The sequence below is a fragment of the Streptomyces sp. NBC_00440 genome, assembly GCF_036014215.1.
Taxonomy (GTDB): domain Bacteria; phylum Actinomycetota; class Actinomycetes; order Streptomycetales; family Streptomycetaceae; genus Streptomyces.
Map to the genome: position 1 here is coordinate 8,216,844 of NZ_CP107921.1, position 12,419 is coordinate 8,229,262.

The 12,419-nt window shown below is 67.7% G+C and carries 13 protein-coding genes and 4 pseudogenes; 12 read left to right on the forward strand and 5 right to left on the reverse strand.

The genetic code is table 11. The annotated features are described in order from the left end of the window. Window positions 1-290: 290 nt before the first annotated feature. The 4 genes and pseudogenes from OHB13_RS36430 to OHB13_RS36445 all read left to right on the forward strand — a co-directional run bounded on the left by OHB13_RS36430 (window position 291) and on the right by OHB13_RS36445 (window position 2,150). A pseudogene (locus OHB13_RS36430) lies at window positions 291-586 on the forward strand (DUF1330 domain-containing protein). A gap of 51 nt (window positions 587-637) precedes the next feature. Next, window positions 638-884 (forward strand): annotated as a pseudogene (locus OHB13_RS36435) (IS630 family transposase); the annotation flags it as partial. Window positions 885-912: 28 nt separating this feature from the next. After that, entirely contained in the window at window positions 913-1,350 is a 438-nt protein-coding gene (locus tag OHB13_RS36440; RefSeq protein ID WP_328380051.1) for a cytidine deaminase family protein, read from the forward strand. 137 nt (window positions 1,351-1,487) lie between these two features. Further along, window positions 1,488-2,150 (forward strand): IclR family transcriptional regulator domain-containing protein, encoded by a 663-nt coding sequence (locus OHB13_RS36445; RefSeq protein WP_328380479.1) that lies wholly within the window; start codon window positions 1,488-1,490, stop codon window positions 2,148-2,150. Between the two features lie 88 nt (window positions 2,151-2,238). Here the strand turns inward: OHB13_RS36445 and OHB13_RS36450 are convergent, their stop codons facing one another. Next, a complete protein-coding gene (locus tag OHB13_RS36450) occupies window positions 2,239-2,841 on the reverse strand; it encodes a TetR/AcrR family transcriptional regulator (RefSeq protein ID WP_328380052.1) in 603 nt (200 codons plus the stop codon). A gap of 98 nt (window positions 2,842-2,939) precedes the next feature. Here OHB13_RS36450 and OHB13_RS36455 point away from each other — a divergent pair, with 98 nt between their 5' ends. From OHB13_RS36455 to OHB13_RS38850, 4 genes and pseudogenes are all read left to right on the forward strand, one after another. Next, the gene (locus tag OHB13_RS36455) at window positions 2,940-3,182 is read left to right on the forward strand and encodes a hypothetical protein (protein WP_328380053.1); all 243 of its coding nucleotides are present in this window, start codon (window positions 2,940-2,942) and stop codon (window positions 3,180-3,182) included. Beyond that, window positions 3,175-3,498, forward strand: coding sequence for a hypothetical protein (locus OHB13_RS36460; RefSeq protein ID WP_328380054.1), 324 nt, complete (start codon window positions 3,175-3,177; stop codon window positions 3,496-3,498). Before OHB13_RS36455 ends, OHB13_RS36460 begins: the two co-directional genes overlap by 8 nt. 75 nt (window positions 3,499-3,573) lie before the next feature. After that, a pseudogene (locus OHB13_RS38845) lies at window positions 3,574-3,690 on the forward strand (nucleotidyltransferase domain-containing protein); the annotation flags it as partial. A gap of 41 nt (window positions 3,691-3,731) precedes the next feature. Next, window positions 3,732-3,830: pseudogene (locus OHB13_RS38850) on the forward strand (hypothetical protein); the annotation flags it as partial. A gap of 8 nt (window positions 3,831-3,838) precedes the next feature. Here the strand turns inward: OHB13_RS38850 and OHB13_RS36465 are convergent. From OHB13_RS36465 to OHB13_RS36480, 4 genes are all read right to left on the reverse strand, one after another. Then, window positions 3,839-4,360: a transposase gene (locus OHB13_RS36465; protein ID WP_328380055.1), complete on the reverse strand. Its 522-nt coding sequence runs from the start codon at window positions 4,358-4,360 to the stop codon at window positions 3,839-3,841. A 5-nt stretch (window positions 4,361-4,365) separates the two neighbouring features. Then, the gene (locus OHB13_RS36470; RefSeq protein WP_328380056.1) at window positions 4,366-4,944 is read right to left on the reverse strand and encodes a helix-turn-helix domain-containing protein; all 579 of its coding nucleotides are present in this window, start codon (window positions 4,942-4,944) and stop codon (window positions 4,366-4,368) included. 225 nt (window positions 4,945-5,169) lie between these two features. Continuing rightward, window positions 5,170-6,516 carry a family 43 glycosylhydrolase gene (locus OHB13_RS36475; RefSeq protein WP_328380057.1) on the reverse strand — a complete coding sequence of 449 codons (1,347 nt, stop codon included), beginning with the start codon at window positions 6,514-6,516 and terminating at the stop codon, window positions 5,170-5,172. Between the two features lie 52 nt (window positions 6,517-6,568). Continuing rightward, a complete protein-coding gene (locus OHB13_RS36480) occupies window positions 6,569-8,068 on the reverse strand; it encodes a sulfatase-like hydrolase/transferase (protein WP_328380480.1) in 1,500 nt (499 codons plus the stop codon). Window positions 8,069-8,476: 408 nt separating this feature from the next. Here OHB13_RS36480 and OHB13_RS36485 point away from each other — a divergent pair, with 408 nt between their 5' ends. From OHB13_RS36485 to OHB13_RS36500, 4 genes are all read left to right on the forward strand, one after another. Further along, the gene (locus OHB13_RS36485) at window positions 8,477-9,670 is read left to right on the forward strand and encodes an ROK family transcriptional regulator (RefSeq protein WP_328380058.1); all 1,194 of its coding nucleotides are present in this window, start codon (window positions 8,477-8,479) and stop codon (window positions 9,668-9,670) included. A gap of 19 nt (window positions 9,671-9,689) precedes the next feature. Beyond that, window positions 9,690-10,502 (forward strand): ABC transporter permease, encoded by an 813-nt coding sequence (locus tag OHB13_RS36490; RefSeq protein WP_328380059.1) that lies wholly within the window; start codon window positions 9,690-9,692, stop codon window positions 10,500-10,502. Continuing rightward, window positions 10,499-11,278, forward strand: coding sequence for an ABC transporter ATP-binding protein (locus OHB13_RS36495; protein WP_266862265.1), 780 nt, complete (start codon window positions 10,499-10,501; stop codon window positions 11,276-11,278). Before OHB13_RS36490 ends, OHB13_RS36495 begins: the two co-directional genes overlap by 4 nt. A gap of 88 nt (window positions 11,279-11,366) precedes the next feature. Further along, window positions 11,367-12,350, forward strand: coding sequence for an aliphatic sulfonate ABC transporter substrate-binding protein (locus tag OHB13_RS36500; RefSeq protein WP_328380060.1), 984 nt, complete (start codon window positions 11,367-11,369; stop codon window positions 12,348-12,350). The last annotated feature ends 69 nt before the right edge of the window (window positions 12,351-12,419 follow it).

Genomic DNA, 12,419 nt, shown 5'->3' on the forward strand with positions numbered 1-12,419 from the left:
AGGATTGATGGCCGATCACGTCGTACTGGTAGCGACTCGTACCTACTTGTCGGCTCCTCTTCGTTCTGGTCCGGGCCGCGGCCCTTCCGGCGAGGCCAGTCATTGACTCGACCGGCTCGGGCTCGTCCTCGCCCGCCGACGCTCACCCGAGACCAATCCGATCGCAGCCCCGGCCGGTTGATCGAAGCCGTCCGACTTCGACGCCTTCTCCGTCGGCTCGCTGACCCACAGCGCGCCTGCCATGGAGCTGAGCATGCTTCTGATCATCAATCCCGAACACAGGAGGTACCGTGGCCAAGGGCTACTGGGTCAGCGTCTACCGCACCATCGCAGACCCTGAGAGGCTTGCTGCCTACGACAGGCTGGCCGGTCCAGCTGTCAGGGCCGCGGGCGCGGGCGGCTGCTCTCCCGCGACAGCCGGGGCGTCGCACACGACGCCGGAATCGCCGAGCGCACCATCCTGATCGAGTTCGACAGTTTCGAACAGGCGGTCGCCGCACGCACGAGTGCGGCCTACCAGGAGGCACTGGCCGTACTTGCTGACGGCGTCGAGCGCGACTTCCGCATCCTCGAAGGCCTCGACTGACGACCGATGCCGCGTCAGGGAGGAACACGATGCCGGCTGCGGGGATCACCCCGGCTGCCAGCGGTCGGCACTTGGGCGGCAGCGAACAACGTCGAGATCGCCCACACCCCTGCCAACTCCCTCCTGGCTGAACCGCATCGAGGCCCGGTTCACCGCCGCCCTGCGCTACTTCACTCTGGACGGCACCGACCACGCCGACCACAAAGAACAGGGCAGCATGATCCGCCGCTGCATCATCTGGCGGAACAAGCACCAAGCCGATATTCGCTTGCCCGCCATCGTCACGCGGGTCAACATCTGCCTGACACCTCACGAAGGCAGAGAAGATGACCATGCAGACCCATCACGTCGACCACGAACTCATCCAGGCCGCGGCCCACGTCGCACGTACTCGCTGCCGGGGCAATAACCACACCATGGCGGCCGCAGCCCGTGCCCAGGACGGCCGGATCGTCACCGCAGTGAACGTCTACCACTTCACCGGCGGCCCCTGCGCCGAGCTGGTTCTCCTCGGCACGGCGGCCGCCCAGGGCGCCTACGAGTTGGACACGATCGTCTCCGTGGGCGACCGCGATCGAGGGATCGTTCCCCCGTGCGGACGGTGCCGCCAGGTCCTCCTCGACTACTTCCCGGCCCTGCAAGTCATCGTTGGGGCAGGCGAGCGGCTCCGGACGGTCTCCATCACCGATCTGCTTCCCGAAAGCTACGTCTGGGCGGACCACCAGCTCGAAACCGACGAGACCGAGCCACTCGGCACGAGCTGACACCGCCAGACATAGACAGGGCGAACGTGGCCTGATGCGGCACTGGCCGAGGTTCCCAAAGACGCGCGGCACCCGCTGATCGAGCTGGTTGCCGAAGGCCGCTGCTGATGTGATGCCGAACGCCGGTATCGGTCGCCATCGAGGCGTGCCGGCAGTGGCGATACCTTCGAGACCTCGAACCGCTGTGGTGTGGCCTGACCGAAACCGTTCCGCAGGTCGTGCTGCAGGCCCGGATTCCCCGACGCAGGATCCAGATGCGACTCCACCGACGCATGACCGAGATCGGCGACGCCGCTCTCGCTCTGCGCGAGTACGCCTGCGGAACTATCACCGGCCAGCACGTCCTGCTCGCCGTACGCGACAACGACGAAGCCCTGCTGGTCGAACGGCTCTCCGCGCACGACGCCGTACCGGTGCGATTCCGAGTGGGCGAACGCATGGCACTGACGACGACCGGAGTCGGCCTCGTGCTGCTGGCGAACGCGCCGGTCGAAGTCCAGGAGCGTGCGGTGCGCGACTTCACACCGGGTGACGGCGGAGACGCCATCCACACCGCCGAGGACTTGCGTCGCAGCCTCGCCGAGGTCAGGCGCGGCGACTACGCCGTGGCGCGACGCGCTGACCCGAGAAGCCCTCGTACGACGGCTGCCGCCCCTGTTCGCGGCAGGGAGGATGTTGTCGCGGCGCTGTCCGTGGTCGCGCCGACCCCGAAGTTCGATTCGGCGGCGTACGTGCCGGCCGTGCGGGCCACGGACCGCGCGATCTCACGTCAGTTGCAGAGCACCGAGGCCGCTCGGTGAGCGGTTTTGCCGACACCGAACCCATTGACTGTTTGCTATGGCGGGATGCACTCATGGTTGCCATGAGGCGTGATGCCGGAGGAGGAGTTCACTCCTTCGGCTCGGGGAACATGACCGTCATGACGCCCGCGGCGAGGGCAGCCACATCTGTGGCGGGGTCGACCGCCGCCCGCAGACCAAGGCTGCCGCCCAGCGCGCCCAGCACCACGACAACCTGCTCCAGGGGCATGGCCGGCTGGATGTGCAGGCGCCGGCAAGCGCCCTCCAGCAAGGCGACGATCTGCTCCTCATGGCGGCGCTGAGCAGCTACCGAGACGGCCGCGGCATCGGGGTGACGCGTCACCGCCGCCATGAACTCCATGGCGGCGGTGCTCCACCTCGTCGCATCCTGGTCGTCGGTGAAGGCGCTCGGGATCAGTGCGGCGATCAGCTCCTGCCGACTGGACACCCGGTCCAGGGTTTCGCCGAGCAGCTGCAGATGCGCCTCGGTGTGGGCACCGACGACGGCCTGCCACAAGCCCTCCTTGCCTCCGAAGTGCTTGTACACGGCGCCTCGCGTGTAGCCGGCCTCCTCGGCGATCTCGTCGACCGTCGCCGCCAGGAACCCCCGGCGCTGGAGCACCGAGCGGCCCGCCTCCAGCAGCCGCTCGTGCGTGACCTGCTGCTGCTCGGCCCGCGTCAACCTGCCCACCTGACCCACCATCATTCAGTAACAGTAGGTTCCAGAAACGCTACGTTACTATAGTGAGGTCGCTCGGCGCTTCGGATAAGGCAGGAGTCGGCCCGGTAATGATCGAGACAGTGGCCATCGCGGCGGGAGCCATCGGCGCGCTGACGGTGCTCTGCTGGGTGGTGGACCGTGCACTTGAGCGGGCGATGCGGGACGAGCGGACACGCAAGAACGTACGGCCTGCCGAAGAGCCGCCCTTCGACGTCGACCTGGACGCCGGCACGGTGCTGATCCGAGATGACATGAAGGGCGGCGGGGTCAAGGCCATGGGCACGGACGGTAAGGCGGCGACGCATGAGTGAAGTCCTCCCCTGCCTGGTGGTGGCCGGCTGTCTGATCCCGGTGATGGGGTTCTTCACTTGGCTGAAGCGCCTGGTGCTCCGCCGCGGACTGGCCGGGTCCGCTCTACGCGGCGCGCTGGTCTCCTACGAGGAGTCCACGCGCATCACCTCCCACGAGTCCCACATCGAGATCCGCGCTCAGGCCGACCGCCAGACACCGGTCGTCACCGACGACCCACGGTGGACCGGCTGTACCGCAGCGGGCCCGAGCGCGGCCCGGACGCGGCGGTCCCGCCGCCCGGGGAGGCGCCGCCTGCGCCGATGGTTTGGCCGCTAGTGGCTTGGCTCAGAGCGTTGACCAGGTAATTCTCACGGCATCCGTCGGGGCTATGGCGATACTGGCGTGATGATGATGGATGCTACGAACGCGTTGACTGTGATCAGGGCTCTTCAGACGCAGGGTGTGGAGGTGTGGCTCGGGGACGGCGGCTGGGGAGTCGATGCTCTCCTCGGCGAGCAGACCCGCCCGCACAAGGATGTCTCGACGGGGAGGGCAACGGCAACTACACGATGGAGAACGGCGAGGTGTGGGTATACGAGGCCGCCTGGTTCAGCGGGAACGGAACCCTTCAGGGCGAGCCGGTGCGGTGCCTGACCGCGCAGGGCCAGGCGGCATGTCACACGGGGTACGAGCTCGATGAGGAGGACCGCCGGGACATGACGGCCTTGCGTGACCGGTTCGGTGTGGACCTGCTACCCGAGCAGGGGTGTCCGTGGCGGACGTAGGCGTCGATGGCGGCGTTCTGCTCGCTGTGGCTGCGGTGGTCGGTGCCGTTGAGGGCGAAGTAGCGCAGGGCCGCGAATTCGGACTCGATCCAGTTCAGCCAGGACCCGTAGGTCGGCAGGAAGACCAGTTCGCTGTCGTGGGCGGCTGCCCAGGCCCGGACGTTGGGGTGCTTGTGCGGGGAGAAGTTGTCCAGCACGACATACAGCTTCTCTCCGGGCCACCGTGCCCGCAGGGCCTTGAGCAGGCCGAGGAACTCGCGCCAGCGCTTCCTTTCGCGGATGTGGTAGTAGATCTTGCCGGTGGCCAGGTCGAGGGCCGCGAGCATGTGCATCACCCCGTTGTACCGGTTGTAGGTCGCCCGCAGCCGGCGCGGTGAGCGGACCGGTCCCCATGCCTTGCCCTTGCGGGGCATCAGGTTCAGCGGCCCGAACTGTCCACACAGACCACCCGCCCGTCGGCCGGCGGGGTGTCGTAGAGAGCCAGGATCCGGTGCATCTTGGCGATGAAGTCCGGGTCGTTCGAGGACTTCCAGGTGGTCGTCGTCTTCCAGGTGACCTTGCCCTCGCGCAGTATCCGCCGCAGCGTCTCGCGGCTGACCGCGGGGACGACCTGCTGCTTGACCAGATGCTCGGCCAGTTTGGCCAGGCTCCACGTGGACAGGCCGGCCAGTCCCCAGTCGGCGGGGGACGTCCGCGCGATCAGGCAGATGTGCTCGCGCACCCGGCTACTGATCGTCCTGGGGCGTCCCCCGCTCCATTTTGGGTCCGGCGCGTCGAACCCCCGCTCGTTGAACGCATGGATCACATCACGCACGTAGTCGGCTCTGACCTGCGTCAACGAGGTGATGTCCGGCACCGACTTGCCCTGAGCGGACATCATCACCACGATCGCCCGCCGCAGCCTCACCGGATCCTTCGCCGTCCTACTGATCCGCTGGAGCCGCCGGCCCTCCTCCAGACCAACTGGCCGGACGAACACCTCCGGACGATGCCCCACAACCACCTCCATGATCACGACCCGGAGACAGCCTGCCGCTTCGGCTTCGACGGATCAACTACCCAGCCAAGCAATCGAGACGAGCCACCAGCCACCCGGGCGGCAACTGCGCCGACGTGCTCCTGCTCGGCGGTCACTGCAGCCATAGGTGCACACTCCCGTGCCGGGACACCTTGCCCCTGGCGGCAGGGGCCACCCCAACCGTGTAGCCGGCGTGCTCGGTGACTACTTCTCAAGCGCTGCCTGGCTCCGGCGACGTACGTACAGACGGTTGCCCTTCGGGCCGGTCCACTCCAGGCGTACGACGCCGGCCACCGCGGCATCGCCTGTGCGGGACGGGTCGGCCCAGTAACCGGCGGCCGGATTGCGGAAGAAGGTCGCCCACAGGTCTCCGTCGCGGTCCGTGAAGAAGTTGTTGTGCCCGGCGCCCACGCCCGCGGTCCAGCGCTCGGAGTACGGTCCTTCGAAACGGTCGGCGACGGCGACGATCGCGTCGTACTGGTACTGCGTCCGGCCGGTGCCCGCCTCGTCGTAGGTGTAGCGGGGGCTGCCGTAGGCATCGATCGAGGTACGGTCCCACGCGGCCTGGACCAGGTAGTACTTGCGGCCGTGCTTGAAGACGTAGGCACCCTCCAGGTACGGCTCCGGTGTGTACGGCTTCTGCTGGAAGGCCGGGAGGTTCGTCGTCGGGACGATGTCCTCCATGTCGTCACGGAACTTGGCGTAGAGGTTGTTGTGCAGCACCAGCCATGCGTCGGCTCCTTCCGAGAAGAGGCTGCCGTCGATGTGGTAGTACGCGCCGGGCTTGATGAACGGGGGCCCGCCGATGAACGAATCACCGAAGGGCTTTTCGAGGTTGCCTTCGGCGAGGCGGTACGGGCCCGCGACTCCGCCGTCGCTCACCAGCAGGAATGAGCCGACCTTCTGGGAGTGGTCGCCCATGCACGCGACGAGGTACCACTTGCCGCGGAAGTAGTGCAGTTCGGGCGCCCACGCCTCACCCCGCTTGCCGAACTGGTCGTCGTACCAGTACTCCTGCCACGGGGCGACGACCGTGCGGCCGGGGCGGTTCTCCCCGACGAACTCGGGTGACCACACCTTTCCGCGCTCGGCGCCGGGCCGGATGCCGGTGGTGTCGGCCAGTTGCCAAGGGCCGTGCAGGGACCGTGCCGTCCACACGAAGATGCCGTCGTTCCAGGGACCGGCCACGGCGAGGCCGGGTACGCGGGTGGTGCCGGTGGCGACGTAGAGCGCGCGGCCGTCGACGACGAAGCAGTTGACGTAGGCGTCGCGCATCCAGACACGGCCCAACTCCTTGTCTCTGGGCCGGAGTTCCAGGGGAAGAGTAAAGGAGTTGTCCTCCTGCGGCCACAAGTCCTGGCGGGCGTCCGCGAGTCCGTACGGCTCCGGTTCGGGCCAGTTCTGCGGGTAGTGAGACGTCGGGTGCGACTGTGTCTGCGCGGGCAGCGCCTCGGCAGTGGCCGTGGGCAGCGCGGCCACTCCCATGGATCCGGCTATGCCGGTCAGTACGGACCGTCGGCCGATGTGTATTCCGTTCTCGGATCTCTTCATCTGGGCTGTCCCCTTTGTCGTCAAGGCTTGCGGCGTGCTGTCGGCATGTGGTTCATGACTGTCCGGCCCCGGAGTGCGCTTCGGGCCCGTCGGATTCGAAGGCGGAAAGCGTGGTGTCGTAGTCCGTCTCCACGTCGTACATCGGCGTCATCCAGTGGTAGAAATTGTCGCCACGCTCGCGGAGCAGGTCGTACAGCTGCCGGGTCAGTGCCGTGCGTACGCCGAGTAGTTCCGGGTGGTCGTGGCGGTTGTGCAGCTCATCGGGGTCGGCATCGAGGTCGTACAGCTCGTTGCAGGACTCGGGGTTGATCACCAGCTTGTGGCTTCTGGTGCGCAACATCCGCTGCGGGTAGGGGAAGTGGTGACCATGGAACTCGGCGAGATGGTGCTCGTCCCACTGCGGGTGCTCACCGCGTACGAGGGGCAGCAGACTGCGGCTGTCCACGGCCGGCTCCGTCGCGCTGCCCGCCAGGTCGAGAATGGTGGCGGTGCAGTCGGTGAGGGAGACGAACTCCTCGCGCACCTGGCCCTGCGGGGCGCCTGGGACCTTCAGCAGCCCGGGGATGCGGTAGATGTCCTCGTACATGGCCGGCCCCTTGTCGTGCAGCCGGTGGGCGCCGGTGAACTCGCCGTGGTCGGCGGTGAAGAAGACCGCCGTCCGGTCGTCGAGCCCGAGTTCGCGCATGGCGTCGAGGATGCGCCCGATCTGCTCGTCGACGAGCGTCACGTAGCCCCAGTAGACGGCGACCAGCTTCCTTGACTCCTCCAGCGCCATGGTGTCGAAGGCCCACAGCTTGCTGTAGTTCTGCTGGACGGCCGGTTTCGCCGCGAAGGTCTCGCCCACGGAGGCGGGCAGTTCGACCAGCCCGGGGTCGTACATGTCGTAGTAAGCGTCCGGGAGGATGTACGGCAGATGCGGGCCGAAGAAGTGGGTGGCCAGGAAGAACGGCGCCCCGTCACCGTGGTCCTCCTGCGCGGCGAAGCGATGGAGCATCTCGATGGTGCGCGTGGCGAGGTAGTACTCGAAGGTGGCTTCGACCGGCTGGTGGAGGCGGGCGGCAAGGAGGTTTCCCGGGCTGCCGTTGGGCGTGGTGCCCCGCACCGGATCCGTAATGCGGTACGGGGGCAGGCCGTTCTCCGTCAGGTACGCGAGGTAGTCGGGGTGGTCCACGGGGTTGTGCCAGCCGGCCAGGTCGGGGCCCTCGAAGCCGTAGTCGGCGGCGGTGCGCTGCACGCCGCCGTGCCACTTGCCGAGCAGGCCGAGGTTGTAGCCCTCGGCACGAAGCTGCTCGGAGAAGGTGAACTGGCCGTCGGAGAGATCCTCAAGATAGCCGACGTTACGCTCGTAGTTGGCCAGCAGCTTGTGCCGGAACGGAGCCGCCCCGGTGAGCAGACTGGCGCGCGCCGGGGTGCAGATCGCGGTAGGAGTGTAGAAGCTGTCGAACCGTGTTCCCTCGTCCGCGAGCCGGTCGAGGTTCGGGGTGCGCGTGTGCGGATTGCCGTACGCGCCCAGGGTGTCCACCCGGTGTTGGTCGGTCATCAGGAAGAGCATGTTGCGGCGCACGGAGGGCCTTTCGGGTCGGTCCGGCTCGCGCGTCGGCCGGGACGGGCGGACGCATCGGAGACGCCGGAATTTCGGGCACGCCGCCTTGACGCCTCGACAGATGCCGCTTCGGGATGGCTGATTCGGCATCCGGTGCGTGCTCGACGGTGCCGTGCGACGCATGTTCCGGCCCGGCGATGATTTAAGTCAAGAGGGTGGACGCAAATCGTACGGGGGACCCTGCCGAGGAAAGCATCCACTGTTTCGCGTTGCCGAAAAGCCGCCCGGCGGGGTGCCGGGCGCGTCTGCACCGTACATGTCGGCAGGTCAGGGTGGGCCCGTTGCGGCAGCTGTTGACACATAGCCTTCATGTGAACAATTTGTTTCGGCTTATTGACGAAAATACTCGGCACTCACATGCTGTCCTGCATGCACGAACACGACGGTCCGCTGACGCGCCTGCGCCGCAGCCATGAGCAAGCGGTTCTTGGGCTGCTCCGCAGGCACGGCCCTTTGAGCCGCGCAGAGTTGGGCGATCGCAGCGGGCTGTCCCGCACCACGCTTCACGACATCCTCGCCGGGCTGGTGGGCAATGGCTCCGTGGTCACCGGCACACCACACGTCGAGGTTCGCAAGCGCGGGCGGCCGGTCGAGAAACTCAGCCTCAACCCGGCGGCGGGGGAGGCGGTCGGCATCGACTTCGCGCGCCGCTCCGTGCACGTCGCGGCCGTCAACTTCGCCCATGAGGTGGTCGGTTCGGCGAGCGAGGCGCATGCCGCAGACCTGTCCTGGCCCGAACGGGTCGATATCGCCGTACGTCTCCTCGCCGCGTCGGCGACCGTCCAGCTCGACGCACTCAGCGCGATCGGCGTCGGCGTGGTCGGACCGATCACCGACCCCGGCAGCGGAAACGCCCGTGCGCAGGGCATCGACGGCCTGCCGGACCTGCTGCGCAAGCAGTTCGGTGTGCCGGTGCTCCTGGACAACAACACCCGCCTCGCGGCGCTCGCCGAGGCGGTGTGGGGTGCGGCGGCGGACAGCAGCGACGTGCTCTACCTGCGGTTGTCACACGGCGTCGGCGGCGGACTGGTCGTGGGCGGCGCGCTGCACCGCGGCCGTAACGGCCTGTCCGGCGAGTTCGGGCACATCACCGTGGACCCGGCCGGCAGACCGTGCGACTGCGGCGGGACGGGGTGTCTGGAGACCCGTGCCTCGCTCGACGCGGTTCTGCACCGCTACCGCGAAGCCGGCGGCCGGGCCAAAGGCATCGCCGGGCTCCTCGACGCCGCCGCTGCCGGCGAACCGTCCGCCCTGAAGGCGCTGGAGCGCGTCGGCGACGACGTCGGCGGGGTGCTGGCCGCGGTCTGCCAGGCCGTTGGCCCGGGCGTCATCGTCATCGGCGGCGAGCTGGCGGAAGCAGGCCGCGCGCTGCTCGCGCCGGTCGAACGAGCCCTGCGGCAGCACCTGATGCCGATGGCCCGCCCATACGTGGACGTACGGCGCGCGACGCTCGGCGACGCGGGCAGCGCGCTGGGCGGCATCGCCCTCGTTCTTCATGAATCCCCCCTGCTTTCCCACTACCCGCAGCCCGTCCCCGAGGAGAACGCGTGAAGCCACCAGCGAGGAACCCATGGCTGTGATCGCTCCTGTCGAGAAGTCCGCCGCCGAAGGGCGGCAGCCGCAACCGCGCCGTACCCGGCACCGGCCCCTGCTCCTCAACGTCGTCGCGGTGGCCGCAGGCATTGCGGTCTGGGCCGTCGTGGCCGCCCTGGGGCTGGTCGAGAACCTGCCCGCGCCGACGGGGGTGGCGGAGAAGGCCGGCGCCATGATCTCCGACGGCACCCTCGCATCCGATACGTTCGCCAGCCTGCGCCGGGTCTTCCTCGGCTACGCCCTCGGCGTGGCGGTGGCCATCCCGGTCGGCTTCCTCATGGGCTGGTACCCCATCGCGCGCGCCCTGATCGAGCCGTACATCCAGTTCTTCCGCACCATTCCGCCGCTCGCGCTCATTCCGCTGGCGGTCGTACTGCTGGGAATCGGCGAGGTGCCGAAGATCGCCGTGATCTTCCTGGCCTCGTTCATGTCCTGCGTCCTCTCCTCCTTCCAGGGCGTCATCGACGTCGACAGGACACTCATCAACGCGGCCCGGGTGCTCGGCGCCTCGGACCGCACCATCTTCGCCAAGGTGGTCGTCCCGGCCTCCACTCCGTTCATCCTGGTCGGCATGCGGATCGGCCTCGGCGCGTCCTGGGCCACCGTGGTCGCCGCCGAACTCATCGGCGCGCAAGAGGGGTTGGGATACCGGATGCAGAAGGCGTCCACCTGGTTCGACATGGACGCGGTCTTCGTGTCCCTGATCACGATCGGCGTACTCGGGCTCGTCATGGACCGGCTGCTGCTGCTGGCCGAGCGACGTCTCACCGGCTGGCAGGAGCGACGATGAACAGTAAGATCACCTTCCGTGACGTGGTAAAGACCTTCCCGTTGAAGGGCGCGTCCTTCACCGCGCTCGGCGGGGTGAGCCTGGACATCGCGGACCAGGAGTTCGTCACAGTCGTGGGGCCGTCCGGCTGTGGCAAGTCCACCCTGATGAGCATGGCCGCAGGGCTGCAGGAGCCCGACTCGGGCAGTGTCCTGGTCGACGGGACCCCGGTGTCAGGGCCGGGCCCCGAGCGGGGGGTGATCTTCCAGCAGTACGCCCTCTTCCCCTGGCTGACCGTGCGGCAGAACGTGGAGTTCGGGCTCAAGATCGCCTCGGTGCCCGCCGCCGAGCGGCACCGGCGCACCGAGCAGGCCATCAGCCTCGTCGGTCTGAACGAGTTCGCCGAGGCCCTGCCCAAGACGCTCTCCGGAGGCATGAAACAGCGCTGTGCCATCGCCCGTGCGTACGCGGTCGATCCCCAAGTGCTGCTGATGGACGAGCCGTTCGGGGCGCTCGATGCCCTGACCCGGGTGCAGCTGCAGGACCAGCTGCTGCAGACCTGGAGCCAGGAGAAGCGCACCGTGCTGTTCATCACCCACGACGTGGACGAGGCCGTCTACCTCGCCAGCCGGGTCGTCGTCATGGCCGCAAGGCCCGGCCGCATCCATCGCGTCATCGACGTGGATCTGCCCTATCCCCGTACCGAGGAAATCCGGCTCTCGCCGGAGTTCCTGCATATCCGCAACAGGGTGTGGACCGCCGTGTACCACCAGGAAGCCCCGCCCCGGGCGGCCTGACTCGTCATCCCAGGGCCCGCGCCCTGAACCTCCGTACCAGGAACTTCGCAGAATCGACCGGCGCACCACCCCGAGAGGAAACTTCCGCATGCCCAGAAAGTCGATCAGGCGCGCCGTCATGGCGCTGCCCCTCGCGTTCATGCTCTCGCTGTCCCTCAGCGCCTGCTCCGACAGCGCTTCCGAGAACAACAGCACGGTTCGGTTCGGCTACATCGGCGACTACAACGGGGCCAGCCTGCTGGCGATCGCCGACAAGCAGGGGCTGTGGAAGAAAGCGGGCCTGACCGCACACGTGAAGTCGTTCAACAACGGTCCGGTGCAGGTCCAGGCGCTGAGCGCCGGTGACCTCGACTACGGATACATCGGGCCCGGCGCGATGTGGCTGCCGGCCTCCGGCAAGGCCAAGGTCATCGCCATCGACACCCTCACGTACGCCGACCGGGTCATCGGCCAGCCCGGCATGACGTCCATGAAGGACCTCAAGGGCAAGCGGGTCGGCGTACCCGAGGGCACCTCCGGCGACATGATCCTCAACATCGCCCTGGCGAAGGCCGGGATGACGGTGAAGGACATCGACAAGGTCAACATGGACCCGTCCACCATCGTCTCCGCCTTCTCCTCGGGAAAGATCGACGGCGCCGGCTTCTTCTACCCCGCCATCGACACCATCAAGAAGAAGGTTCCGGGCCTTGAGGAGATAGCCAGTACCAAGGACACCGGGGACGCCTTCCCCACCGCGTTCGTCGCCGGCAACAAAGTGCCCGGGGCGAAGAACAGCAAGGTGATCAAGGTGCTGCAGCAAGCCAACGACTGGCGCAAGCAACACCCGGAGGAGTCCATCGCACTCGCCGCCAAGATGCTCCAGGTCACCGAAGCCCAGGCCAAGTCCGACGCCTCTCATGTGGAGACCCTCTCCACCGCTGACCTGGCCGCGAAGACCAGGAGCGGCGAGGTGAACCAGTGGCTGAAGAAGCTGGGCGCGTTCTTCGTCCGCAACAAGCAGCTGGATGACAACCCGGACCCCAGCGACTACTACGAGGGCGATCTCTACGGGCGGACCGCCGGCAAGTAGCCCTCGACCACGAGTCGCTCTCCCCTCGCGGGTGGCCGACTGCCGTGCGAGCCTGCTCGGCCGCTGCCT

What these genes read in the sequence shown, in the direction of transcription:
- OHB13_RS36440 (WP_328380051.1), top strand. Translation starts at nt 913, where the DNA reads ATGACCATGCAGACCCATCACGTCGACCACGAACTCATCCAGGCCGCG.
- OHB13_RS36455 (WP_328380053.1), top strand. Translation starts at nt 2,940, where the DNA reads ATGATCGAGACAGTGGCCATCGCGGCGGGAGCCATCGGCGCGCTGACG.
- OHB13_RS36460 (WP_328380054.1), top strand. Translation starts at nt 3,175, where the DNA reads ATGAGTGAAGTCCTCCCCTGCCTGGTGGTGGCCGGCTGTCTGATCCCG.
- OHB13_RS36465 (WP_328380055.1), bottom strand. Translation starts at nt 4,360, where the DNA reads ATGCCCCGCAAGGGCAAGGCATGGGGACCGGTCCGCTCACCGCGCCGG.
- OHB13_RS36475 (WP_328380057.1), bottom strand. Translation starts at nt 6,516, where the DNA reads ATGAAGAGATCCGAGAACGGAATACACATCGGCCGACGGTCCGTACTG.
- OHB13_RS36480 (WP_328380480.1), bottom strand. Translation starts at nt 8,068, where the DNA reads ATGCTCTTCCTGATGACCGACCAACACCGGGTGGACACCCTGGGCGCG.
- OHB13_RS36485 (WP_328380058.1), top strand. Translation starts at nt 8,477, where the DNA reads ATGCTGTCCTGCATGCACGAACACGACGGTCCGCTGACGCGCCTGCGC.
- OHB13_RS36490 (WP_328380059.1), top strand. Translation starts at nt 9,690, where the DNA reads ATGGCTGTGATCGCTCCTGTCGAGAAGTCCGCCGCCGAAGGGCGGCAG.
- OHB13_RS36495 (WP_266862265.1), top strand. Translation starts at nt 10,499, where the DNA reads ATGAACAGTAAGATCACCTTCCGTGACGTGGTAAAGACCTTCCCGTTG.
- OHB13_RS36500 (WP_328380060.1), top strand. Translation starts at nt 11,367, where the DNA reads ATGCCCAGAAAGTCGATCAGGCGCGCCGTCATGGCGCTGCCCCTCGCG.